The organism is Pedobacter aquae, from assembly GCF_008195825.1.
Classification (GTDB): Bacteria; Bacteroidota; Bacteroidia; order Sphingobacteriales; family Sphingobacteriaceae; genus Pseudopedobacter; species Pseudopedobacter aquae.
Map to the genome: position 1 here is coordinate 3188290 of NZ_CP043329.1, position 23673 is coordinate 3211962.

The 23673-nt window shown below is 33.7% G+C and carries 26 protein-coding genes and 1 pseudogene; 19 read left to right on the forward strand and 8 right to left on the reverse strand.

Annotation, left to right across the window (positions count from 1 at the left end):
• The first annotated feature begins 5 nt into the window (after positions 1-5).
• Both FYC62_RS14030 and FYC62_RS14035 read left to right on the forward strand, forming a co-directional pair.
• Positions 6-695: a peptidoglycan DD-metalloendopeptidase family protein gene (locus FYC62_RS14030; RefSeq protein ID WP_149075389.1), complete on the forward strand. Its 690-nt coding sequence runs from the start codon at positions 6-8 to the stop codon at positions 693-695.
• Positions 696-728: 33 nt separating this feature from the next.
• The gene (locus FYC62_RS14035; protein WP_149075390.1) at positions 729-1259 is read left to right on the forward strand and encodes a TonB family protein; all 531 of its coding nucleotides are present in this window, start codon (positions 729-731) and stop codon (positions 1257-1259) included.
• Here FYC62_RS14035 and FYC62_RS14040 read toward each other — a convergent pair.
• The 7 genes from FYC62_RS14040 to FYC62_RS14070 form a co-directional block, all read right to left on the reverse strand.
• Complete coding sequence (locus tag FYC62_RS14040; protein ID WP_168199454.1) at positions 1256-1909, reverse strand: response regulator; 654 nt, start codon at positions 1907-1909, stop codon at positions 1256-1258. The two genes, FYC62_RS14035 and FYC62_RS14040, sit on opposite strands and share 4 nt — an antisense overlap.
• Positions 1910-1955: 46 nt before the next feature.
• A complete protein-coding gene (locus tag FYC62_RS14045) occupies positions 1956-2726 on the reverse strand; it encodes a sensor histidine kinase (RefSeq protein WP_149075392.1) in 771 nt (256 codons plus the stop codon).
• Positions 2723-3049, reverse strand: a complete 327-nt coding sequence (locus FYC62_RS14050) for a response regulator (RefSeq protein ID WP_149075393.1) — start codon at positions 3047-3049, stop codon at positions 2723-2725. Before FYC62_RS14050 ends, FYC62_RS14045 begins: the two co-directional genes overlap by 4 nt.
• Before the next feature lie 39 nt (positions 3050-3088).
• The gene (locus FYC62_RS14055; protein ID WP_149075394.1) at positions 3089-3493 is read right to left on the reverse strand and encodes a response regulator; all 405 of its coding nucleotides are present in this window, start codon (positions 3491-3493) and stop codon (positions 3089-3091) included.
• Between the two features lie 2 nt (positions 3494-3495).
• Positions 3496-5319, reverse strand: coding sequence for a sensor histidine kinase (locus FYC62_RS14060; RefSeq protein ID WP_317131549.1), 1824 nt, complete (start codon positions 5317-5319; stop codon positions 3496-3498).
• A 54-nt stretch (positions 5320-5373) separates the two neighbouring features.
• Positions 5374-5775 carry a response regulator gene (locus tag FYC62_RS14065; protein WP_039455298.1) on the reverse strand — a complete coding sequence of 134 codons (402 nt, stop codon included), beginning with the start codon at positions 5773-5775 and terminating at the stop codon, positions 5374-5376.
• A 774-nt stretch (positions 5776-6549) separates the two neighbouring features.
• Positions 6550-6915 (reverse strand): response regulator transcription factor, encoded by a 366-nt coding sequence (locus FYC62_RS14070; protein WP_149075396.1) that lies wholly within the window; start codon positions 6913-6915, stop codon positions 6550-6552.
• Between the two features lie 101 nt (positions 6916-7016).
• Here FYC62_RS14070 and FYC62_RS14075 point away from each other — a divergent pair, with 101 nt between their 5' ends.
• Positions 7017-9467, forward strand: coding sequence for a sensor histidine kinase (locus tag FYC62_RS14075; protein ID WP_149075397.1), 2451 nt, complete (start codon positions 7017-7019; stop codon positions 9465-9467).
• 76 nt (positions 9468-9543) lie between these two features.
• Here the strand turns inward: FYC62_RS14075 and metK are convergent.
• A pseudogene (gene metK, locus FYC62_RS14080) lies at positions 9544-10796 on the reverse strand (methionine adenosyltransferase).
• 27 nt (positions 10797-10823) lie between these two features.
• Between metK and FYC62_RS17875 the strand changes: the two are divergent.
• From FYC62_RS17875 to FYC62_RS14160, 16 genes are all read left to right on the forward strand, one after another.
• Positions 10824-10946 (forward strand): hypothetical protein, encoded by a 123-nt coding sequence (locus FYC62_RS17875; RefSeq protein ID WP_262713570.1) that lies wholly within the window; start codon positions 10824-10826, stop codon positions 10944-10946.
• A gap of 63 nt (positions 10947-11009) precedes the next feature.
• On the forward strand, positions 11010-11882 hold the full coding sequence (locus FYC62_RS14085; RefSeq protein ID WP_149075398.1) for a diacylglycerol/lipid kinase family protein: 873 nt from the start codon (positions 11010-11012) through the stop codon (positions 11880-11882).
• 4 nt (positions 11883-11886) lie between these two features.
• Positions 11887-12243, forward strand: coding sequence for a translation initiation factor (locus tag FYC62_RS14090; RefSeq protein ID WP_149075399.1), 357 nt, complete (start codon positions 11887-11889; stop codon positions 12241-12243).
• Positions 12244-12616: 373 nt separating this feature from the next.
• Entirely contained in the window at positions 12617-13444 is an 828-nt protein-coding gene (locus FYC62_RS14095) for a MotA/TolQ/ExbB proton channel family protein (protein ID WP_149075400.1), read from the forward strand.
• 80 nt (positions 13445-13524) lie between these two features.
• Positions 13525-14133, forward strand: a complete 609-nt coding sequence (locus tag FYC62_RS14100) for an ExbD/TolR family protein (RefSeq protein WP_149075401.1) — start codon at positions 13525-13527, stop codon at positions 14131-14133.
• A 15-nt stretch (positions 14134-14148) separates the two neighbouring features.
• Positions 14149-14700 carry an ExbD/TolR family protein gene (locus tag FYC62_RS14105; protein WP_149075402.1) on the forward strand — a complete coding sequence of 184 codons (552 nt, stop codon included), beginning with the start codon at positions 14149-14151 and terminating at the stop codon, positions 14698-14700.
• A gap of 46 nt (positions 14701-14746) precedes the next feature.
• Positions 14747-15568, forward strand: a complete 822-nt coding sequence (locus tag FYC62_RS14110; RefSeq protein ID WP_149075403.1) for an energy transducer TonB — start codon at positions 14747-14749, stop codon at positions 15566-15568.
• A gap of 228 nt (positions 15569-15796) precedes the next feature.
• Complete coding sequence (locus FYC62_RS14120; RefSeq protein WP_149075404.1) at positions 15797-16690, forward strand: PstS family phosphate ABC transporter substrate-binding protein; 894 nt, start codon at positions 15797-15799, stop codon at positions 16688-16690.
• Positions 16691-16783: 93 nt separating this feature from the next.
• Positions 16784-18412, forward strand: a complete 1629-nt coding sequence (locus FYC62_RS14125) for a tetratricopeptide repeat protein (protein WP_240534745.1) — start codon at positions 16784-16786, stop codon at positions 18410-18412.
• 82 nt (positions 18413-18494) lie between these two features.
• The gene (locus FYC62_RS14130; protein WP_039453985.1) at positions 18495-18860 is read left to right on the forward strand and encodes an NADH-quinone oxidoreductase subunit A; all 366 of its coding nucleotides are present in this window, start codon (positions 18495-18497) and stop codon (positions 18858-18860) included.
• A 114-nt stretch (positions 18861-18974) separates the two neighbouring features.
• The gene (locus FYC62_RS14135; protein ID WP_026902761.1) at positions 18975-19517 is read left to right on the forward strand and encodes an NADH-quinone oxidoreductase subunit B; all 543 of its coding nucleotides are present in this window, start codon (positions 18975-18977) and stop codon (positions 19515-19517) included.
• Positions 19517-20020, forward strand: coding sequence for an NADH-quinone oxidoreductase subunit C (locus tag FYC62_RS14140; RefSeq protein WP_149075406.1), 504 nt, complete (start codon positions 19517-19519; stop codon positions 20018-20020). Before FYC62_RS14135 ends, FYC62_RS14140 begins: the two co-directional genes overlap by 1 nt.
• A gap of 8 nt (positions 20021-20028) precedes the next feature.
• Complete coding sequence (locus FYC62_RS14145) at positions 20029-21264, forward strand: NADH-quinone oxidoreductase subunit D (protein ID WP_205943730.1); 1236 nt, start codon at positions 20029-20031, stop codon at positions 21262-21264.
• Positions 21257-21769, forward strand: coding sequence for an NADH-quinone oxidoreductase subunit NuoE family protein (locus FYC62_RS14150; protein WP_149075407.1), 513 nt, complete (start codon positions 21257-21259; stop codon positions 21767-21769). The genes FYC62_RS14145 and FYC62_RS14150 overlap by 8 nt, the downstream gene beginning before the upstream one ends.
• Positions 21770-21917: 148 nt before the next feature.
• A complete protein-coding gene (gene nuoF / locus FYC62_RS14155; protein ID WP_149075408.1) occupies positions 21918-23285 on the forward strand; it encodes an NADH-quinone oxidoreductase subunit NuoF in 1368 nt (455 codons plus the stop codon).
• A gap of 26 nt (positions 23286-23311) precedes the next feature.
• Positions 23312-23671, forward strand: a complete 360-nt coding sequence (locus FYC62_RS14160) for a four helix bundle protein (RefSeq protein WP_149075409.1) — start codon at positions 23312-23314, stop codon at positions 23669-23671.
• The last annotated feature ends 2 nt before the right edge of the window (positions 23672-23673 follow it).

The window sequence follows — 23673 nt, forward strand, 5'->3', positions numbered from 1 at the left end:
CTGGGATGCTTACCAATGCTGATAAAATTAACGAGCTACTAAAAGCTCATCAAAAGGATTTCTATCCGCTGGTTAAGTACAACCATAAAACAGATTTTTTACTTCTTGATTTCACTGCTGCAAATAACCATTTAACAGCATCTTTATTAGGCAATACCGCTTTATTTGCAAAATATATAGATGAAACTTTAGCCAATGCCAATGCCATTTATGGTATAGGGGGTTATTTTGAGCATCGTACAGTTTATGCTAGAAGTAATCATTTTGGTACAGATGAAAATGAAGCCAGAAGACTTCATTTAGGTTTAGATATTTGGGCACCTCAAGGCACTCCAGTTTATAATTTTATGGATGCTAAGGTGCATAGCTTTGCCTTTAACAATAATTTTGGAGATTACGGTGCTACCATTATCCTCGAATACCAATTGGAAGGATTTACTTTTTATGGGCTTTATGGCCATTTGTCTTTAAAGGATATTCAACAAATAGCAGAAAACAAAGAGATAGTAAAAGGGCAAGTTATAGGCTATATGGGCAGTTTTGAAGAAAACGGATTTTGGCCTTCACATGTGCATTTCCAACTAATGTGTAGTATGGATGATAAAAAAGGAGATTATCCAGGTGTGGTACGTTTTGCAGATAAAGAGCAGTGGCTAACTAAAATTCCCGACCCCAATTTGGTTTTCTCTTTTTAACAACAATTTTTATTTTTTAAACGTTATATAAGTATGATTTTGAATTACTTACATATCATATTGGTTTTACTGAGCTCTTTTTTTGTTGCCGATGTACCAACGTTTAAAGGTGGTACCAATGCGCTAGAAAATTTCATCAATGAAAATATGAAATACCCTGATTTTTCTAAATCAAACTGTATTGAAGGAAAAATTTTTGTGAAATTTCAGTTAGATGAACAAGGAAATGTAGTAAACCCACAAGTAGAGCAAGGCTTAGGTATAGATTTAGACGATGAAGCCATCAGACTGATAAAACTAACGAGTGGTAAATGGCAAAATCCGCAAGGTGGAACAAGTTTGGTTATACCTGTAAGCTTTAGCTTACAGAATTTTAAATGCGAAAATGTAACTGCGGCAAGTATAAAAGAAGCTATAAATTACTATAAAATTAGAAAAGGTTTAGAAAGCTCGGTCATCAACTACTACAAAAATAAAGAGCAAATTAAAACCAATAAGCAAGACGAGGCTGTAATGAAACAGCTTAAAGAAGAGTTAGGTTTAGAAGAAGAAATAAAAGATTAAACCGTCTTATTATTCATCACTTTAGCTATTAAAGCTGTTTTGGTATTTACACCTAATTTGATATAAATATTCTTTAAATGATGATTAACAGTACTTGCTTTTATGTTAAGTTGTTCTGCTGTTTCTTTATGGCTTAAGCCATTAACAATACATTTGGTAATGTCTTTTTCGCGGCCTGTAAGCACTTTTAAGATTATTTCTTCCTGTTTTTTGGTATGGTTAAAATGTTCAATCAGTTTTTTAGCAACATTTGGAGATATGGCAGAGCCATCATTCTCATAATTAGCTAAAGAAGATTTAATGTCGTGTAAAGACATGCCCTTAACCAAATATCCACTTGCACCGTTTTCTAAAGCCGTAATGATATGGCTATTGCTGCTGTAAGCAGTTAGCATCACAATAATAGCTTTAGGGAAACACTCTTTTAATATTTTAATACCATCTATACCAGAAGTACCCGGAAGATTAATGTCTAATAAAATAATATCAGGTTGTATATGTTCTTTTTTATCGAAATTTCTTAAAAAATCGTCTACACTAGGGAAACCAAAACTTAAGGTATAATTATCCTGAAGCTGGAAAAATTCTGAGTAATTATTTAGCAGCTTCTCGTTATCCTCAATAATACCTATAGAAATGTTTTTGGTCATGGAAAAATTCATCTTTACGAATAAATTTAAGCAATAAAAATTTTAATTAATAGGTGCATTTGATTTTTGTTTTAGCAATAACAAAAGATTCATCTTCCGTTAAAGTAAACATACAATCAAATAAAGAACATAACTTTTTAATGATAAAAATTCCAAGGCCAAAACCTTGAGAACCGTTTAAAGAATTATTCACCTCCATAAACATTTCATTAGGGTTAAACTTAATTTTAAGCTGGCCCTCATTAATTATTTCAATAAATAAGTCTTCTTTCTCTAATTTGAAATTTACAGTAATAGTAGATTTTGGACTCGAGAATTTGATAGCATTATCTATTTGTTCTTCAAAAATGGTAAATAGATAAGAATAAGGAATATTCACCTTAAGGGTATTGATAATAGGGTCTGTTAAAAGATTATATTGTATATCTTCTCCCCTGCTTTTACTTCTAGCAGTAGTATTTATATGCTTAACTAAATTGTCTTGCATTTGGTTAAGATATACGAATTCAGCAACTTTTGGCTTGGTAACATTTAACAAATTAAAGAAAACAAGCAGTTTTTGCTTTGTTGTAGTTAGCCTATCGGCAGATGTCATGATAGCTTCTAGATATTGTCTCATCTCTTCTTTATCAAGACTATCTAAATTTTCTAATAATAAAGCTGTTAAGCCTACTATACCGTTTAAGGGCGTATTTAACTCGTGACTAAGAATTTTAGGAAAATTGGCAAGCTTATTATTAAGTTCTTTAAATAATCTGGATTTGCTTTTTTCGGCCTTTTCTAATCTTGAATTAACAGAAGCAGCTAATTGCTTCATGGTAAATGGTTTAATAAGGTAGTCATCGGCCCCAAATCCATGCTATTTCTAACATCAGATTTTTCTGCATGAGCACTTAAAAAAACAAATGGTATTTCAGCAGTGGTGTCGTTTTCTTTTAGCTTACCAATAATGTCATGACCAGATAAGCCTGGTAAAGAAATATCACATAAGATTAAATCAGGTATCTCTCTGTTAATTGCTTCCAGAGCAAGCATACCTTCACTAAAGCCTTCAACATTAAAAGAGTTAAGAGAAAGAAAATCAACTATATTTTCTCTAATAAGTTCATCGTCTTCTATAACCACAATTTTTTTAAGCATAATCTACTTTATTAAATACGCTCTTTATAAATTTCTGTGCTACCTGAAAAGGCTTACTAAAAACATGTATTCTTTTCTTTTAACAAGTAGTTTTTCTATGGTACTTTTTAACAAAGAAAATTGGGTTGGCTTAAAAAATATTTTACTAACCCCTAAGAGGAAAAGCTCATTTACATTAGCATTTAAAACTCCAGTGAGTACAATTACAGGGGTTAAGTTAAAGACAGTGTTTGCCCTGATGGTATTAATGATGTCATAGCCATCTCCATCTGGTAAATTAAGGTCGCAAATAATTAAATCGGGTTTATTTTCCTTCAAGCCTACTTCTGCCCTTTTTAAAGTTCTATACACATCTACATGATAATCATTGATGACCAATAGGTGCTTTAGATTTTCTGATAAATGATAATTGTCATCAATAATAGCAATGTTAACTTTTTTCATGCTTAATAGGGTAATTTTACAGTGAAGGAGGAGCCTACGTTTTCTTCAGAAATAACGCTTACTTCTCCTTTATGCAGTTCAACAAAATATTTTACTAGTATTAATCCTAGCCCAGTTCCATTAATATTTCCTACGTTTGAAGCTCTTTTAAATGGTTGAAAAAGGAGTTTTATATCATCTTTTGGAAAACCAATTCCATAATCTCTAACAGTAACTTCTACATCTTTACTATGAAAGTTTATAGTAAGTTCTGGAGATTTTTGCGAGTCTTTTGTGTATTTGATAGCATTACTTAGTAAATTAGTGAAAACATGTTCCATAAGTTTCCAATCCATTTTTACTTTTCTTGGTGTACCTTTCACAAATAACTTGATGATGTTGTTTTCTGCAATATTGATATTATTACTAGAGAAGGTTGATAAATTGGCAACAAAGTCAACTTCTTCAACATCTAGCTCTATTTTTCCTGATTCTATTTTACCTAAAATCAGTACATCATTCATCAGTTCGCCAATTTTTATAATTTGGTCTTTAATTCTTGAGTAATGCTTGGTGCTTTTTTCTTTTAAACCAGCATCTATATTTTGATTGATGATTTCTAAGAGCTCAACACTTGATAAAATACCCGCTAGCGGAGTTCTTACCTCATGCGATACCATATTAACAAATTTAGACTTTAATTCATTTAGCTCTTTTTCTTTCGTAATAAGCTGTAGTAATTTGTCTTTCTCTTTATTTTGCTCATCAACATCACTTATAGTGCCCCAGAAAGACTTTACTTTTTTATCTATACTGAAATTTTTAGAGAAGTAAGCTTCTACCCATTTTGGTTGTTTCTGAGTTTTTATTTGGAAGTTTAAATTAAGCTCGGTTTTTTCATTATCATGAAGGAAATCCTGTAAGGTTTGTTTAAAGGAAGTATCTTTTACATAAGTTGTAAGCGCATTACCCATACAAGATCTAACACTAAAACCTGTAATTTTTTCCCAAGCGGGGTTAATATCCACAAATTTACCTTCGTAATCTGCAGTAAAAACTACTTTCTTGAAATTATCTATCAAGAATTTACTTTTTAGCTCTGTTTCTAGAATTTGTAAGTCTTTCTTTTTAATCTCGGTAATATCAATGCCGTAACCTACAACAAATTCTACATTGTCTGCTTTGGTAATATATGGATGAAATATGCGTAAAATAACTTTTTTGTCACCATCAGGTTTTGTAAATTCATCCTCCCAATAAACATCCTCTCTGTTTATTAGTGCTTTTTGGAAGTTCTTACGTCTTTCATCTGCAATATGTGCCGGTTTATTTTTTAAAGTACAATAATCATAATCAGTCTTACCAATCATCCATTGTCTAAACTCATCATCTTGTACGGCACTTTTGTTTAAGAACATATAGGTGTGCTGCGGGCTAAAAATGGCAATATCAGCGGGTAAAGAATCTAGAATATGTAAAAAGAAGTCACTTTGCTTTTTTACTTGTAATTCGTGATTTTTTTTGATAGTTACATTGCTGTAACACCAACTGTGGCCTGCAAATGCGTCATTAACATAGTATGGAATATAATTAAGTTCAACAAATTTGCCATTTACCAGTTCAAACTCGTAAGGCCCGCTTTTAAATTTTTCTGATATACATTTTTTTATTGTTTGAACAAAGTATTCTTGGTTTTTAAAAGCTTGTTTAACTTGTTCAGCAAGTACTTCACAATCTAAACCTACTAAATCTTCTGGCTTAGCATCCATGCCAAAAATTTTAATTAATTCTTGGTTTGCAGAATGTATGCAGCGTTTACCATCTTCTATTAATATTCCATAAGGTATATTTTGTAAGAATATAACTTGCCTGATCTAAATGATGTTGGTTAGATGAAGTACTCATAACAATCTGTTTAAAAGTTCTTTAAACTCCATTAATCCAATAGGTTTTGATAGAAAATATTTAACACCTAAGTCTTGACTAATTACGCGTTCATCTAAGTTTGCAGCAGATACAATAACTATAGGCGGCGTACTTAAATTAAGCGCTTTAATTTGTCTAATAGCCTCTAAACCATCCATTTCCGGCATGTAAACATCCATCAAAATAAGATCGTATTGAGCTTCTTTAAATTTCTCAACAGCTTCTAACCCGTTTTCGGCTATCACTACATTGAAATTTAGGGGCACTAAAATTTTTTTCAATAATAAAACGTTTATTGAGTCGTCTTCAGCTATTAAAATTGTTTTAGGTACTCTGTTCTTTTTTAAAAGCTCTTCATTAATATTTTGATTCTGCATAACTCAAAAAATTCTCTCACAATATAATTAGGGACATACTTTGTACCAATTACGAATTACTATATAATTATTTTATAAAATATCCCTTATTATAGGGGTGTTTTTATTATTCAAAGTAGGTTTTTAGGGGCTTAAATAAGATGATGAAAGTTGCTTTTTAACATCATATTTATCACTAATTACTTGTATTTTAAGTATTTTAAATAAAAAACTTGGTTTTGTTATTATATCCCTAACTTTTATGTTAATCTTATTGTTTGCTATGCTTTGCTAAAAATTCATGAGTTAAAGAATTTTTATCCCTCAAACATGGCATTAAAAACTCTTAATAGGAGGAAATCAAAACTCGAAGACTTCTTTCATTTTATATAATGTGAGGTTAAGTTGTTTTAGCAGCAGTAAAATTAAATATAGCTTTTTTTAAGCATCTTTTCTTATCTCTCATCCCTTAATTTAAGGAGTATACTGGAACTACGTAAAATAGTTGCTTTAGTTCAAAAAAAAGCAGCTCTAAAAAAAGAATTTTTTTATATCCCTAATTTAGGGGATGCTGGGCCTTTTTATATCTTTTAACTTAGCATTATAAAGCAAAAGCGATTTATATTGTTTATCAGCTTTACTTAAATTGAAATGATATTGTATCTAAAGTGCGAGGCTTCTGATACAGAACAATATATCAAACTAAGTTAATCTTAGTGAAAGAAACATGCCAGATAGTGTGGCCTGTAGTTTAAAATGAGAGTAGGCCTTGTCGATGTGAATCGGCAAGGTTTTTTAGATTTTGGATGTAAGTTCTTTAATATTTTTTAGCAAATCATCTGTAAGAAAAGGTTTTTTAATATAACAATTAGCTCCTCTGCTTAGTCCCTCTTTCACATCTTCTGGGTCTACTTTTGCGGTTAACAAAATAATAGGGATATGAGCTAAATTCGTTTGCTTAATTTTAGAAACAAAATCTAATCCGTTTAAATTAGGCATCATTACATCACAGAGAATAATGTCTGGTTCTACCTCAAGAGCTTTGGCAAAACCATCTAAGCCATCTACTGCAGCGTGTACTTCATAATCGTAAAGCTCGAGTATTTCAATAAGATTCTCTCTTAATCGAAATTCATCCTCGATAAGCAAAATTTTTGACATAAGTTGGCAACTAAAATAAGCTTGTATAAAATGCCAAAATGAGAGTGAAGGCGAATTTACACTTAAATCTATATAATTTTAATTAATAAAAATAATTTTAGATGACACATAAAAGTAATTTAAACCAATCTAAAGAGATGCTTCCATTACAATTTCTATTACAGTCATCGAACGTTTTTTTATATTCTGGCTTTAATAACGAAAGTGCTATAGATAAAGTTTTAGCCTTACTAGGTGATTATTTAGACGTAAAGGGTTTATATATTTATAAAAACATTTATGATGCTGATGAACTTAAGAATTTTGCATACACCTATAAATGGGTAGCGCATAATAAACAGCATAATTATGATTTAGCTTTTAAAGATGCGGATTGGAGCTCTTTAATTAACCTAGAAAGCGCTTTAAAAACTGGCTTACCTTTTCTAAGAAATCAAAAACCTGATTATAAAATTGCAGAAAAAGAATTGGTGACTTTATTTGGAGATCATAGCGTTATGCTATTGCCAATTCTTACACAGGAAAATTTTTGGGGTTTTATAGTAGCAGATTTTTCTACTGATTTAGAGCATATAAGTGATGCTGATATCATTGCCTTACAAACTTTTTGTATGAATTTTGGCTCTTTTGTAGGCCAGCAGAGTATTTTAAAAGATTGTAAAGAACAACAAGTTAAGTTAAAACAACTCACTCTATTCTACGAAAACATCATCAACCATATACCAGCTTATATTTCTGTAATAGACAAAAATCAGAAGTATTTGTATTTAAGTGATAATTGTGTTTCTAACGATGAAACTAAAAATTGGTTGCTAGGTAAAACAGATTATGATTATTGTAAGCATCGAGAAAAACCTATCCAGTTAGCACAAGACCGCGAGAAGCTTTTCCGTAAAGTTCTTAAGGATAAGCAACCAGCATCCATCAAAGAGAAATTTCTAACAAAAGACGGAGTTAAATATCAGTTAAGAATGTTGACTCCTGTTTACGATGAGCAACAAAGATTACTGTATGTAATTGGTTTTGGTGCAGATGTATCAGAGTTAAAAGAAAAAGAAGAAATAATTGCAAAACAGTATTTAGCCATTGATAATTCCTCTGTAGGGATTGCTTTGCTAGATGAAAATGGCAACTACTCTTTCATGAATCAATACCATGCAGAAGTATTTGGTTATACACCAGAAGAGTTGATGGGCCAAAGTTGGCAAATTATTTATGAGCAAGACGAGATAGATAAGATAAGCTCAGAATACTTTCCTATTTTAATGAAAGAAGGTAAATGGAGTGGCGAGACCCTTGGCATTAGAAAAGATAAAACTAAGATTCTCCAAGAGATTTCTTTAGCAGCTTTTGAAGACGGCGGTTTAGTTTGTATTACGAGGGATGTTACACATGTAAAAGAAGAGCTTATAAAAGTACAAAACTTAAATAACCAATTTGAGTTAGCGCTAGAAGCGGCAAAATTAGGTATGTGGACATTAGATGTAAACTCTGGTTCTATTATACATAACGACAACTTCTTGAAAATGCTTGGCTTTTCTAGAGAAGACCTTACTGATGTTAACTTAAACCTGATGCTTAGCTTGGTTCACCCAGATGATCGTGATAATGTTAGAGCAAATATTTTTAGCCATGTGGAGAATTATAAAAGAAATCCAAATGATTTATTTAGGGTTGAAGTTCGTATTCTTAATAAGGAAGGTAAATACATTTGGTTGTTAGCTATAGGCAAAGTTTTCCAAAATAATGCTGCTGGTACAGCACCAGAAATGACTGGTTTTATTATGGATATTACAGCAACTAAAGAAGCTGAAATTGAACTAACCAAAGCACTCACTAAAGAAAGAGAGCTTAACGAGTTAAAATCTAGGTTTGTTACTTTGGCATCGCATGAATTTAGAACACCTTTAGCTACTATAAGATTAGCGGTAGAATTATGCCAGGCTGTGCTCAATAAAGAAAATGCTTCAGAAAAATTAAGTAGTTACCCAAAAATAAATAACAAATTAGATAGTATTATTTTAGATGTAGATAGAATCACAGATTTGATGTCTGATATCTTAACTATGGGTAAGATTGAAGCCAAAAAAGTTCCTTTCAACCCGGTAACATTATCCATAAGTGAATTTCTAGAAAACTATATCCATCATGATGCTCATAGAATTTTAAATGGAAGAACTTTAATTAAACAATTCAGTAATAAAAAGGATAAAGTAAATATAGATACTAAATTATTTGTTCAGGTATTAGAAAATACCCTTAGCAATGCTAAAAAGTATTCTCCAGATGATGCTCCAATAGAAGTTAAACTTTATGATAGCCAAGATCATGTGGTGATTGAAGTTAAGGATTATGGAATGGGAATAGCAGAGGATGAAATGCCGCATTTATTTGAATCTTTTTTCCGTTCTAAAAATGTAGAAAATATAGCAGGTACAGGTTTAGGAATGCCTATTATGAAGCTATTTGTTGAAACCAATAAAGGAGAAATAAAAGTAGAAAGTAAGCTTCATGAAGGTACAGCAGTTAAAATTTATTTACCAGTAAGCTAAAAGAATTTAAAGTGCTATTAAACAAATAAGAGCCGATGCGCAGCATCGGCTCTTTTCATATGATTAAAGCAGTATTTTATAATCCAAATGCTACTTTTACTTGATCAACAAAATCTAGTTTCTCCCAAGTAAATAGTTCTACTTCAATGGTTTTTCTTCTCCGTTAGCACCAGTAAAAGTTTTCTTAACAACTTCATTTTTACGCCCCATGTGGCCATAAGCAGCAGTTTCTGCGTAAATTGGGTTTCTCAACTTTAAGCGTTGCTCAATAAAGTAAGGGCGCATATCAAAAACCTGCGCTACTTTTTTAGCAATCTCGCCATCAGTTAAATCAACTTTTGCAGTACCATGTGTATTGATAAAAATACCACAAGGCTCTGCCACGCCAATAGCATAAGATACTTGTACCAAAACTTCATCTGCTACACCTGCAGCAACAAGGTTTTTAGCAATATGACGCGTTGCATAAGCAGCAGAACGGTCTACCTTAGAAGGGTCTTTTCCAGAGAAAGCGCCACCACCATGTGCGCCTTTACCGCCATAAGTATCAACAATAATTTTTCTTCCTGTTAAGCCAGTATCGCCATGTGGGCCACCAATAACAAACTTACCTGTAGGGTTTATATGATATTTAATTTGAGTGTTAAATAAAGCTTGAAGCTCAGCTTTTAACTGCTTTTGCACTCTCGGAATCAAAATATGAATCATATCCGATTTAATTTTTGCCAGCATAGCCTCATCCTTATCAAAATCATCATGCTGGGTAGAAATCACAATACTATCAATTCTTATTGGTTGATGATGGTCATCATACTCAATAGTTACTTGAGATTTAGCATCCGGACGCAAATAAGTAATTTCCTTATTTTCTCTTCTTAAAGCAGCAAGTTCTATTAATAGTTTATGCGCAATGTCTAAAGCCAAAGGCATGTAATTTTCTGTTTCATTGGTAGCATAACCAAACATCATACCTTGGTCTCCTGCACCTTGTTCCTCTGGTTTAGAGCGGTCTACCCCTTGGTTAATATCTTGAGATTGCTCATGAATAGCAGAAAGTATACCGCAAGAATTGGCTTCAAACATGTATTCAGATTTGGTATAACCAATCTTTCTAATCACATCGCGAGCAATTCTTTGAACATCTAAATAAGTTTTAGATTTTACCTCACCAGCCAATACCACCTGACCTGTAGTAACTAATGTTTCACAAGCTACTTTTGATTCTTTATCAAAAGCTAAAAAGTTATCAATTAAAGCGTCTGAAATTTGATCCGCAACTTTATCCGGATGACCTTCAGAAACAGATTCTGATGTAAATAAATAAGGCATATTAAATAAAATTTAATTTCAAAAAAATTGGGAATAGAAGAAAGACTGCTGATGGTAAAAGCAATTTTGGCTTTAGCACTTTTTAATGTGGTTGCAATCCTGGCTTTAGAAGCGTCTCAAATCATTCCACTTGAAGGCACAAAGGTATAACAATTTTTATTTTTTTAGAAATTAGAATTACTTTGCATGCATGTACTTAATTAGGTTAAAGTTTTGAGAAGCAGGATTCTTTTTATTGTAAATCCTATTTCAGGAGGGCAGGTTAAAACCTTTATGCCATCACTGATAGATCAATATCTGGATGATAGTTTATATGATGCCGAGATTATTTTTACGGAGTATGCCGGGCATGCAACTAAAATTGCAGAAGAAGCAGTTGCAGCAAACATAGATATTGTAGCATGTGTTGGTGGCGATGGTACTATTAATGAAGTAGCGTCGGCTTTAGAATCGTCTGGTAAAACCATGGCTATTGTCCCTTGTGGCTCTGGCAATGGTTTGGCTCGTACCTTACAAATTCCGCTTGATAATCGTAAGGCAATACAAAGACTTAATACGGCTAAAACTTGTAAAATAGACTCTGGAACTTTTAACGAACGAAAATTCTTCAATATGGCAGGTATTGGTTTTGATGCTCATATAAGTGCATTATTTGCTGAAGATAAAAACAGAGGTTTTAAAGGATATATACAATCTACATTTAAAGAAATAGCGCAATACCAAGCACAAGAGTATGAAATTAATGTTGATGGAAAGATTTATACAGAAAAAGCCTTTATGATTAGTATAGCCAATTCATCACAATACGGTAATAACGCACACATATCTCCATTTGCATCTTTAAATGATGGTTTATTAGATGTTTGCATTATAAAACCATTTCCAGTATACAAGTTTCCTTTATTAGCCTACCGTATGTTTACTAAATTGGCTCATCAATCTAATTATGTTGATATTTATAAAGGTAGAAATATTAAAATCACTAGAGCTACGGAAGGCCCCGTTCATATAGATGGAGAACCTTTATTTTTTCCAAAAGAGATAACAATAGGTGTTAAACCTTTATCGTTAACTTTATTAGTTTAAGCGCATGAACCATAAAAAGTCAAAAAAATTTAACAGCTTCGATGGGATAGTCTTCTCAACCAATCCAGATCATGTATATGAAGCTCCTGATGAAGATAAAGAAGAAAAGCTTGAAAATAAACATCAGGATTTAAGAGTGCAATTAGATAAGAAACAAAGAGGCGGTAAAGCCGTAACTTTAATTACAGGTTTTGTAGGTGATTTTGATGATTTAACAGCGCTTGGTAAAATGCTAAAAACCAAATGTGGCGTTGGCGGAACAGTAAAAGATGGAGAGATTTTAGTACAAGGAGACTTCAGACAAAAAATAATTGATATTCTTTTAAAAGAAGGCTATAAAGTGAAAAAAATTGGCGGATAGGCCTAAAAAATTACAAGTTTCAACACTAATTATTTAAAAAATTAGCAACTTCTTAATTATAGCAAGCTAAAAGGGCTTCTATTTGGCTATTTTCTATATGAAGTCAATGTTAATTTTTTGTTCATAATTTGCATTTTTAAATAAAAATAGTTTTAATTGCATTTGCATTGTCCTCACGAGGGCAATTTTTTTTTAAAATTGCGTTAATAGAAATCCAGAATCTGCTGAAGAAGTTTAACAAAATTTTAATTGTAAATGATGTGGCAAAAGATTTGATATTAAAGGATAAATGATAAATTTGTTATTCATCATACAAAAAGAAACCAAGTAACACACATAAAAATTAATTCAAAAACTAAAAATTAAAACAAAAATGGCAAACGCACCAAAACCAAGTACAGCTAAGAAAGAGAAATCAGGCGGTTCAAGTATTTTCGCAGGATTAGCTATCGTTATTTGTATAGTTATTGCATGGGGACTTTATTTATTTGTGATGGGAAATCCAGCAAACTTTGAAGGAGGAGACCCGGCTAATCACCCACTTCCAGGAAATTATTTCGGTATGGTTTACAAAGGTGGGGTAGTTGTACCTTTCCTAATGGGTATGTTTTTAATGGTAATCGTGTTTTCTATTGAGCGTTTCTTTGTAATTAGCAAAGCAGCAGGAAATGGAAACGTAGATGCTTTTGTTAAAAAAGTACAACAATTTCTTGCTTCTAATAATGTAGAAAGTGCAATTTCTGAGTGCGACAAACAAAAAGGATCTGTTGCAGCGGTAATTAAATCAGGACTTTTAAAATACAAAGAAGTAGAAATGGATTCTTCTATGGATACAGAACAAAAATGTTTAGCAATCCAAAAAGATATTGAAGAAGCTACTTCATTAGAAATGCCAATGTTAGAGCAAAACTTAACTGTAATTGCAACATTAGTATCAATTGGTACACTTGCTGGTCTATTAGGAACAGTTGTGGGTATGATTAAAGCTTTCGGTGCGTTGGCAACTTCTGGTGCTCCGGATCAAGCGGCTTTAGCAAACGGTATATCTGAGGCGTTAATTAATACAGCTACTGGTATTGGTACTTCTACTTTAGCTATTATTTCTTACAACTTCTTTACTTCTAAAATTGATAGCTTAACTTACTCAATTGACGAAGCAGGTTTCTCAATTGTACAAACTTACGCTGCAACTCATAAATAATAAATTAGTGATACACGCTTTTAAATTCTAAAAGCAATGGTATTAATAAAGTAAAACACTAATTATTTAAATTTAAGAAGATGCCAAAAGTAAAAATTAAAAGAAAGAGTACCGCGATAGATATGACCGCCATGTGTGATGTGGCGTTCCTATTGCTTACTTTCTTTATATTGACGGCAACAGCCAGACAGCCGGAACCACTTCCGGTAGACACCCCTTCTTCTACGGTAACTATTAAGTTACCAGATAGCGATATCTCTATGCTTACAGTAGGACAAGGAAAAGTGTTTTTTGGAGTTGTTGGCCAAGATGTAAGGATGAGAGCTCTAGAGAGAATGGCTGAAGAGTATAAAGTTACTTTCACCGAAGAAGAGAAAAAGCGTTTTGCGCTTGTTGAATCTTTTGGTGTACCTATGGCTAATTTAAAGGAATATATTGCTTTAAATGGCGCCGAGCGTAATAACTTAAACCAGCCAGGAATCCCTACAGACTCTACAAATAACGAGTTACACCAGTGGATTTTACAGGCCAGATATGCTACAAAAGAGCTTCATGGTCAAGAATTAAGATTCACTATCAAAGGAGATTCTAATGAAGAATATCCTACGATAAGAAAAGTAGTAGACATACTACAAAAGCAAAACATTAACAAATTTAGTTTAGTAACTTCTTTAGAAGGCCTTAACTAATAAAAATTTACAGCAATGGCAGAATTAGATACCTCCGGCGGGGGTGGCGGTAAAGGTAAAAAGGTAAGAAGTAAAAAAATGTCAACCAGAGTAGATTTAACTGCGATGGTGGATTTAGCTTTCTTATTAATTACCTTCTTCATGTTAACCACTACCCTTGCTAAACCACAGGCAATGGATATGTTCATGCCAGATAAGGACGATGAACAGAAAGATGAATTACCTGTAAAAGCTTCTAGAACCATGACAGTTCTTTTAGGATCAGACGATAAAATTGTTTGGTACATGGGCGTTATGGGTTCTACCGCACCAACAGTGGATAACTTTGGAAAAAGCGGAATTCGTCAAGCTTTTATCGATAACAACAAAAAGGTTTTAGCCCAAACTGGAGATCCTAAAAAAGGATTAATGGTAATTTTAAAACCTACGGATAAGTCTAATTATAAGAACTTCGTTGATCTTTTAGATGAAATCAAAATCGCTGGTGTTCCTTCTTATGGTATTGTAAATAAGATAGAGCCAGAGGAATTGAATTTGATGAAAGAGCAGGGAGCTTTTAAAGACTAAAATATCATTGTAATTAACACGTTATTAATTAAAAAAGGAAAACATTATGTCTAAATTGGACATCCTAAATCAGAATTGGATAGACATAGTTTTTGAAGGTAGAAACAAAGAATACGGAGCTTATCAGCTTCGTAAAGACAATGCTAAAAATACCAACAAAGCTGTGATCATAGGAGGATTGTTTTTTATCCTTGCTATTTCTTCTCCAATCATCATAAAGTTGTTAAGCAGCAATGGTGACGAAGAAGATAAAGTATTCCAACAAACAGAGGTAGTACTTGCTACACCTCCGCCAATTGACAAAAAGGCACCACCTCCGCCACCTCCGGTAGAGCCACCTCCACCCAAAGTGGATCAGGTAAGGTTCCCGCCTCCAGTTGTAAAACCGGATGATCAGGTAGTAGAGGAAGAGCCACCAACCATTAAAGATTTGGAAAAAGCAGATCCAGGACAAAAAACTTTAAAAGGTAACCCTGATGCTGATATTCAAATTGAAAACCCAACTTTTGGTGACGGACCAGTTAACCAAAAAGTAACGGAGGATAGCAATGAAATCTTCACTAACGTGGAGCAACTTCCTAGATTCCCAGGTGGCGATGCAGCATTCGGTAATTTCTTAAGAAAGAACTTAATGTATCCTGCGGTTGCTCGTGAGAATAATATACAAGGAAGAGTAATTGTAAACTTCGTTGTGGAGAAAGATGGTTCTCTAACCGATATTAAAGTATTAAGAGGTTTAGAGGGTGGTTTAAATGAAGAAGCCATCAGAGTATTAAAGAGGACTCCTAAATGGGAGCCAGGAATTCAAAACGGACGTCCAGTACGTGTATCGTTTACCATTCCAATCTTGTTCCAATTAAGTGAATAATGGAATATCAAAAATTTAGAGATAGACAGAAATCGCCCACAAAGCGATTTCTGTTCATTTTAGGCCTAACCATGTTTGGCGTATATTTCGCTTTGGGCTTAATGATTATATTTTGGGATAATTTTCCCTTATTAATTGGGGTTGATAAAGTTTGGAAAATAGCTTTTGCAGTTCTCTTAATTGTTTATTCATTTTTCAGATTTGTAAGGTTGATTAGGCAACAGCAATATGAATAGTTTATCTAAAGCTTTAGCGCTTCTTTTATTATTTTTTTCTATCGGCTGCCAGCAAAGAACGCCAGAATCTCAAGGCGAAGAAAATTATACTTTTGGTACAGCACAGATATTAGCTGATGAATCTCTTTATACCATTATAGATGATGAGCATCAAATATTCTCTAACCAGTATAAGAGAGCTCAAATTAAAATGGTTTATAAACCTTTAAAAGAGGTTTTAGATTTATTTGTGAATGATAGTATCGCCATTGCTGTTCTTCCAAGAGAACTTAAAGCAAATGAGGCTCAATACTTTGAGGATAAAAAAATCAAGATTAGAGCAACTAAATTTGCTACTGATGGCATTGCAATTATTACAGGTAAAAGCAATATAGATAGCTTAATTACCTTAGATGAGCTTAAAGCTATTTTGTCAGGAAAGTCTAATAATAATATTGATTTAGTATTTGATAACCCCAAGTCTAGTACAGTAGAATACCTCATGGAACTTGCCGCAATAAGCAAATTGCCAGAAAATAACGTATACGCACTAAAATCTAGTAAAGAAGTTATTCGGTACGTTAAAAATAATCCTAATGCTATAGGCGTTTTAAGTGTAAGTTGGTTAAAAAGACCAACACCAGATTTGGTAGAGGATATAGAAAAAATTAAATTTATGGCGGTTAAGGATAAAAAGGGCAAATATCAATTACCAACACAAAGTAATCTAAAAACTGGTTCTTATCCTTTGATAAGAGATTTGTATTTAATAGATTGCCAAGGTAAAGCTGGTTTAGGTACAGGTTTTGCAGCCTTCTTAGCTAGCGATATAGGCCAAAGAATTATTTTAAAAGCGGGTATAGCACCAGATTCTTTACCGTCTAGGCAAATAAATGTATATAATTAGAATAGGAACCATAAATTAAAAACGAAGATCATGAACATGAATAAGAGAGTTGCGATCGGAGTCATAGGTTTGTTAACGTGGGGAACGGTAACTATGGCTCAGAGTTTACAAGATGCCCGCAAGGCTGTTACTGCAGAGCAGTTTCAAAAAGCAAAATCAATTTTTAATAACTTAATTACTACTCAAGCTACCAATGCCGAGAATTATTATTATTTCGGTGATTTGTACTTACAATTAAATAATCCGGATTCGGCAAAAATCATTTTTAATAAAGGTATTGCTGCCAATCCCAAATTTTCTTTAAACTACATAGGTTTAGGCGCTACAGATCTTTTTGCAAAAAATGTATCGGCAGCACTGGCAAATTTTGCAAAAGCAACTGCCGATATGAAAAAGAAGGACTATAAAGAGTTCATCTATATTGGTAAAGCTTATACCTATGAAGGCTCACAAGATTTAGACAAAGCTTTTGAGTGGTTTAATAAAGCCAAAGAAAATGGCGAAAAAGACCCAGAGTTACACATTGCTATGGCTAATGCGTACAAAGCTCAAAAGAAAAATAGTGAAGCCGCTGATGCTTACAGAGCTGCAAAAGGCTATCAGGCAGATTTGCTAATTGTTGATGTTAATGTTGGTGAAATCTGGACTCAGGCCTATAATTTTGAGTTAGCAGAAACAACTTTAAACGGAGTTATCCAGAAAGACGCAAATTTTGGTCCGGCATACAGGGCTTTAGCAGAAAACTATTACCGTTGGGCTTCTCAGTTTCCGGCTAAAAGACCAGAGCTTTTACCTAAAGCAAAGGATATGTACTCAAAATATCTTGATTTAACAGATCGTTCTTCAGATTCAAGATATAGATATTTAATATTCTTATTAAACGCTACAGACTGGGCTACTTTAGAAAAAGAAGCTAAAAGCTTTATTAGCCAGTATGGTACAAATCCAGAATATAAATTAGCCGAGAGATTTTTAGGCTACGCTGCTGCAGAAAACGGTAATAGCGATTTGGCTATAGAAACGCTTTCTAAGTTTCAAAACTCAGTTGATAAAAGCAGATTAATTGCTACTGATTATGTTTTCTTAGGAAGAGCATACCAAAGTAAAAAGCAAGATTCATTAGCTATAGGAAGCTATTTAAAAGCTTATGAATTAGATACAACCAATTCAGAGGTTCTTGGTATTATTGCTAAAGCATATTTTGTTGCAAAGAAATACGGTAAAGCAGCAGAGTTTTATGAGAAAATTTCTAAAAGACCAAATGCATCTTTTACAGATTGGTTTTATTTAGGATACTCTAACTATTTCTACTATGCTATAGAATTAGCTAACAAACAACCACAAGACGCTGTACAAATAAAGAAAACCTTATTGGTAGCAGACAGCGCCTTTACTTATGTGGCAGAAAAAGCTAAAAATGCTGATGCTTATTTGTATTTAGCGAGAGTTGAATATTATTTAGACCCAACAGATACTGAGCAAAAAGGCGTTAAAGCTTACGATAAGTATATCGAACTTACTTTGGCTAAGCAAACGGCTACTCCGCCTGTAGCTTTAACAGAGCGTGATAAAACCAATTTAGTAGAAGCATATTCTTATAATGGCGGTTATTACATCACTAAAGATAAAGCTAAAGCCAAAGAATATTTTGATAAGGCATTGGCAATAGATCCAGGAAATGCAAAAATTCAGGATGCTTTAAAAGCTTTAAAAGCATCATAATAAAAAATAAAAAGGGGATAGCTTAAAACTATCCCTTTTTCAATTTGTATTTATCATTATATTTGCGCCAAAATAAAGAATAATGAGTGCTCCGGTAGATTATCTTCCTATTATCATGCAACTTTTAGTTGCTTTAGGCTTTGTTGCTTTAACCATGGGTATTACACACCTTATTGGTCCTAAGCGAAAAACAACAGACATTAAATTAACAGCGTTTGAATCTGGTATTGAAGTAGTGGGTAATGCTCGTCAGCCTTTCTCTATTAAATACTTTGTTGTGGCTATACTTTTTGTACTTTTTGATGTCGAGGTTATTTTCATGTATCCATGGGCGGTAAACTTTAGAGAATTTGGTCTTAACGGTCTAATTGAAATGTTTATTTTCATGGGAACATTGCTTTTAGGCTTCATTTATGTGTTAAAAAAGAAAGCCCTAGAGTGGGATTAAGTAGAATTATTCTAAATAAGCATAATGGGCTTCGTTTAGTTTAAATCTTAATAAATTTGCGGCTTACTGAAACATCAGTGGGCCTTTTTAGTTTTCTAAGAAAAGGATACAGTTATGAGTGAAATTAATATTGTTGAAGCACCTGCAGGAGTAGAAGGATCAGGATTCTTTGCTACTTCACTAGATAAAGTAATTGGTCTGGCTCGTTCTCACTCGTTGTGGCCTCTACCTTTTGCTACATCTTGTTGTGGAATCGAGTTTATGGCAACCATGGGCTCTCATTATGATTTTTCTAGATTTGGATCAGAAAGACCTTCTTTTTCTCCTCGTCAAGCAGATTTATTAATGGTAATGGGTACCATTGCAAAGAAGATGGCTCCTGTTTTAAAGCAGGTTTATATACAAATGGCAGAGCCACGTTGGGTAATATCGGTAGGCGCTTGTGCATCTAGCGGTGGTATTTTTGATACTTATTCTGTCTTACAAGGAATAGATGAAATTATACCGGTAGACGTTTATGTACCTGGCTGTCCGCCAAGGCCAGAAGCTATCATTGATGGTTTCAACAAAATACAGGAGTTGGTTAAAAATGAATCTTTAAGAAGAAGAAATTCTCCTGAGTACGCACAATTATTAGCTAAATACGGAATCCAGTAATGGGCAAGATTTCAAATCAGCACTTGATAGAAAAACTAACAGCTAAGTATGGCGAGCAAATCTCTGCCATTTCTGAGCCTTATGGTTTATTAACTTTTGAAGCTACAAGACCAGTAATTTCAGAACTTCTAGCATTTTTAAAAAATGATGAAGAACTAAAATTTAACTACTTAACTGATATTACAGCTATTCATTATCCTGAAAAGGAAAATGCTTTAGGTGTAATTTATCATTTACATAGCTTTTACAACAATGTAAGAATTAGGATAAAAGTGTTTCTTCCTGTTTCAGACCCAACAATTCCTACGGCATCTGTGTTATGGGATGGGGCCAATTGGATGGAACGTGAAACTTTTGACTTTTTTGGAATCCAGTTTACCGGTCATCCAGATTTAAGAAGAATCTTAAATGTAGATGATATGACGGTATTCCCAATGAGAAGAGAGTATCCTTTAGAAGACCCTAACAGGGTAGATAAAAAAGATTATTTTTTTGGACGATAAGCTAAATCATGAGCAATTTTATTACAGAAATAACTCCGAACCGTCCGGTATATACAGATAACGACCCACAAGGTGAGCTAACAACACTTAACCTTGGGCCAACACACCCTGCAACACATGGTGTTTTCCAGAACGTGTTACAGATGGATGGAGAACGTATCGTAAGCGGTGTTTCCACCATAGGTTATATCCATAGGGCTTTTGAAAAAATTGCAGAGCATCGCCCTTTTTATCAAATCACCACCCTTACCGATAGATTAAACTACTGCTCATCTCCTATCAATAATATGGGGTGGCACATGACAGTTGAAAAGCTTTTAGATATTAAAACACCTAAAAGAGTAGACTACATGAGGGTTATCGTGATGGAGCTAAGCCGTATTGCAGACCATTTAATATGTAACGGTATTTTGGGTGTTGATACAGGCGCTTTCTCTGGTTTCTTATACTTGATGGAAGAGCGTGAACATATTTACGAAATTTTTGAGGAAGTATGTGGTGCCCGTTTAACTACCAATATTGGTAGAATAGGCGGTTTTGAGCGTGATTTTAATGAAATTACCTTCCAAAAAATTAAGAAGTTTATTAAAAACTTCCCTCCTATTTTAAAAGAATTTGAAGCGCTGTTTAATCGTAACAGAATATTTATTGAAAGAACATCGGGTGTTGGTGCAGTAAGCCCAGAAGTAGCTATGAGTTATAGCTGGAGTGGACCAATTTTAAGAGCTACCGGTGTTGATTATGATGTTCGTGTGAACGAGCCTTATGCTTCTTATGAAGATTTTGATTTTGAGATTCCGGTAGGCACCACAGGTGATGTTTATGACAGATTCATTTTACGAAATGAAGAAATGTGGCAGTCTCTAAGAATTATAGAGCAAGCATTAGAGAAAATAGAGAAAGAGCCAAAAGGTGTTTTCCATGCTGATGTTCCAGAATTTTACTTGCCACCAAAAGAGCAGGTTTATAACAATATGGAGGCTTTAATTTATCACTTTAAAATAGTGATGGGTGAGGTAGAAACTCCAAAAACAGAAGTTTATCATGCTGTAGAAGGGGGTAACGGCGAGCTTGGTTTTTATTTAGTAAATGATGGAGGAAGAACTCCTTACCGTTTACATTTCCGTAGACCAAGTTTTATAAATTACCAAATGTATGCCCCTATGAGTGGTGGCATGCTGCTGTCTGATGCAATTATTAACATGTCTAGTTTAAACATTATAGCGGGAGAGTTAGATGCTTAGAGTTGAAGAAGTACAATCGGTAGAATTTTCATCAGCATTGATTTTAAAGTTTGATGAAATTGTTAGCCGTTATCCGGAAGGAAAAAGTAAATCTGCTTTACTACCAATTTTACATGAAGTACAAGCGGTTTATGGTTGGTTAAGTTCAGCCGCCATGGATAAAGTAGCAGAATATCTACAGATACAGTCTATAGAAGTATATGAGGTTGCTACCTTCTATACGATGTTTTTCTTAAAGCCTCAAGGTAAATTTGTTTTGGAGGTTTGCCGTACAGGACCTTGCTGTCTAGTTGGTGCAGAAAAAATTATGGATTATATAGGTGATAAACTAGGAGTAAAAGAAGGGGAAGTTACTGCCGATGGTTTATTTAGCTATCGTGGGGTAGAGTGTTTAGCCGCTTGTGGTTATGCTCCGGTTTTACAAATTGGTCCAGAGTATACATTCTACGAGAATTTAACTCCAGAATCTGTAGATCAGTTAATTGAAAATTTGAAAAATAAATAGATTGAGTATTGGGATATGAGATTTGAGACTTTCATGGTCGTTCAAGTTTCATGATCACAAATAATATAAGGTTCAAAATGATGTGAGATTAGGTTGTGGGAATTTTATTTCTCAATACTCAATACTCACATCTCATAGCTAATAAAAGATGGGTCGTAAACTATTACTTGAGCATATTAACGTACCTGGTATCAACACTTTTCAGGTTTATAAAGAAAAGGGTGGATATAGAGCGGTAGAAAAAGCCCTTAAAACCATGTCTTCAGACGATATGGTGGAAGAGGTAAAGAAATCGGGATTACGTGGACGTGGAGGAGCAGGTTTCCCTACCGGGATGAAATGGAGCTTTTTGGCTAAGCCAGAAGGTGTGCCTCGTTATTTAGTTTGTAATGCTGATGAATCAGAACCTGGAACTTTTAAGGATAGGTATTTGATGACACATATTCCTCATGCTTTAATTGAGGGGATGATAGTTGGTAGTTACGCTCTAGGTGCAAACACTAGTTATATCTACGTACGTGGCGAAATGATGCCGCAAATAAGAATCTTAGAGAAAGCCATTGCAGAAGCAAAAGCAGCTGGTTTTTTAGGTAAAAATATATTAGGTTCTGGTTACGATTTAGAGATTTACGTACAGCCAGGTGGCGGTGCTTATATTTGCGGTGAAGAAACTGCTTTGTTAGAATCTTTAGAAGGTAAAAGAGGAAACCCAAGAATTAAACCTCCTTTTCCGGCAATTGCAGGTTTATATGGCTGCCCAACCGTAGTAAATAACGTTGAATCTATTGCGGCTACAGTGCCTATTGTAAATGAAGGTGGCGAAGAGTATGCTAAAATTGGTATTGGAAGATCAACAGGTACTAAATTAATTTCGGCATCGGGTAATATTAATAAGCCGGGTGTTTATGAAATTGAGTTAGGCTTATCTGTAGAAGATTTTATTTATTCTGATGAGTATTGCGGAGGCATAGCTAACGGTAAGAGATTAAAAGCAGTTGTTGCTGGTGGTTCATCAGTACCTATCTTGCCTGCTAACTTAATCTTAAATTTAGCTAATGGCGATAAACGTTTAATGTCTTACGAGTCTTTATCAGAAGGTGGTTTTGCTACAGGAACCATGTTGGGTTCTGGCGGTTTTGTAGTTTTAGATGAAGACCAATGTATCGTAAGAAATACTTGGAACTTTAGTCGTTTCTACCACCACGAGTCTTGCGGACAGTGTTCTCCTTGCCGTGAAGGTACAGGTTGGATGGAAAAAGTTTTACACCGTTTAGAATACGGACATGGTAAAATGAGTGATATTGACCTTTTAGTAGATGTTTCTAAAAAGATAGAAGGTAATACCATTTGCCCGCTAGGTGATGCAGCAGCTTGGCCAGTAGCTAGTGCTATTCGTCATTTTAGGGATGAGTTTGAATGGCATGTTAAAGAGCCAAAATTAGCTTTAGAAAAAAATTATGGATTAGCCCATTATGCTGATCCTATAAAAGTAGCAGAAGAAGTAAGTGTGAATTAAAAATTAAAAAATAAAAATTCAAAAGCTTGTCAAAGCCATATGATATAAAAGAAAGAACATTCCAATTTTCAAAAGATTTAATCTTCTTTATCAAAGAAACAAATACAGATAGAACATATAATTCTATTATAGATCAGGTACTAAGAAGTGGTACATCTGTAGGAGCAAATGTTGAAGAAGGGAAGTCTGGAAGTTCAAAAAATGATTTTAAAAAGTTTTATATCATAGCTCTTAAATCTGCCAATGAAACGAAATATTGGCTTAGATTATTGAAAGAGACAAACATAATTGAAACTGAAAGTATTAAAAGAGTAGATATATTAATAAATGAAATCAATGAAATCTCCAAAATTATAGCAACTATAGTTATTAATATGGGTAAGTGATT

Excerpts from the sequence above, each read along its gene's own strand:
- FYC62_RS14030 (WP_149075389.1), top strand. The coding sequence starts at position 6 with ATGCTTACCAATGCTGATAAAATTAACGAGCTACTAAAAGCTCATCAA.
- FYC62_RS14035 (WP_149075390.1), top strand. The coding sequence starts at position 729 with ATGATTTTGAATTACTTACATATCATATTGGTTTTACTGAGCTCTTTT.
- FYC62_RS14040 (WP_168199454.1), bottom strand. The coding sequence starts at position 1,909 with ATGACCAAAAACATTTCTATAGGTATTATTGAGGATAACGAGAAGCTG.
- FYC62_RS14045 (WP_149075392.1), bottom strand. The coding sequence starts at position 2,726 with ATGAAGCAATTAGCTGCTTCTGTTAATTCAAGATTAGAAAAGGCCGAA.
- FYC62_RS14050 (WP_149075393.1), bottom strand. The coding sequence starts at position 3,049 with ATGCTTAAAAAAATTGTGGTTATAGAAGACGATGAACTTATTAGAGAA.
- FYC62_RS14055 (WP_149075394.1), bottom strand. The coding sequence starts at position 3,493 with ATGAAAAAAGTTAACATTGCTATTATTGATGACAATTATCATTTATCA.
- FYC62_RS14065 (WP_039455298.1), bottom strand. The coding sequence starts at position 5,775 with ATGCAGAATCAAAATATTAATGAAGAGCTTTTAAAAAAGAACAGAGTA.
- FYC62_RS14070 (WP_149075396.1), bottom strand. The coding sequence starts at position 6,915 with ATGTCAAAAATTTTGCTTATCGAGGATGAATTTCGATTAAGAGAGAAT.
- FYC62_RS14075 (WP_149075397.1), top strand. The coding sequence starts at position 7,017 with ATGACACATAAAAGTAATTTAAACCAATCTAAAGAGATGCTTCCATTA.
- FYC62_RS14090 (WP_149075399.1), top strand. The coding sequence starts at position 11,887 with ATGAACCATAAAAAGTCAAAAAAATTTAACAGCTTCGATGGGATAGTC.
- FYC62_RS14095 (WP_149075400.1), top strand. The coding sequence starts at position 12,617 with ATGGCAAACGCACCAAAACCAAGTACAGCTAAGAAAGAGAAATCAGGC.
- FYC62_RS14100 (WP_149075401.1), top strand. The coding sequence starts at position 13,525 with ATGCCAAAAGTAAAAATTAAAAGAAAGAGTACCGCGATAGATATGACC.
- FYC62_RS14105 (WP_149075402.1), top strand. The coding sequence starts at position 14,149 with ATGGCAGAATTAGATACCTCCGGCGGGGGTGGCGGTAAAGGTAAAAAG.
- FYC62_RS14110 (WP_149075403.1), top strand. The coding sequence starts at position 14,747 with ATGTCTAAATTGGACATCCTAAATCAGAATTGGATAGACATAGTTTTT.
- FYC62_RS14120 (WP_149075404.1), top strand. The coding sequence starts at position 15,797 with ATGAATAGTTTATCTAAAGCTTTAGCGCTTCTTTTATTATTTTTTTCT.
- FYC62_RS14125 (WP_240534745.1), top strand. The coding sequence starts at position 16,784 with ATGGCTCAGAGTTTACAAGATGCCCGCAAGGCTGTTACTGCAGAGCAG.
- FYC62_RS14130 (WP_039453985.1), top strand. The coding sequence starts at position 18,495 with ATGAGTGCTCCGGTAGATTATCTTCCTATTATCATGCAACTTTTAGTT.
- FYC62_RS14135 (WP_026902761.1), top strand. The coding sequence starts at position 18,975 with ATGAGTGAAATTAATATTGTTGAAGCACCTGCAGGAGTAGAAGGATCA.
- FYC62_RS14140 (WP_149075406.1), top strand. The coding sequence starts at position 19,517 with ATGGGCAAGATTTCAAATCAGCACTTGATAGAAAAACTAACAGCTAAG.
- FYC62_RS14145 (WP_205943730.1), top strand. The coding sequence starts at position 20,029 with ATGAGCAATTTTATTACAGAAATAACTCCGAACCGTCCGGTATATACA.
- FYC62_RS14150 (WP_149075407.1), top strand. The coding sequence starts at position 21,257 with ATGCTTAGAGTTGAAGAAGTACAATCGGTAGAATTTTCATCAGCATTG.
- nuoF (WP_149075408.1), top strand. The coding sequence starts at position 21,918 with ATGGGTCGTAAACTATTACTTGAGCATATTAACGTACCTGGTATCAAC.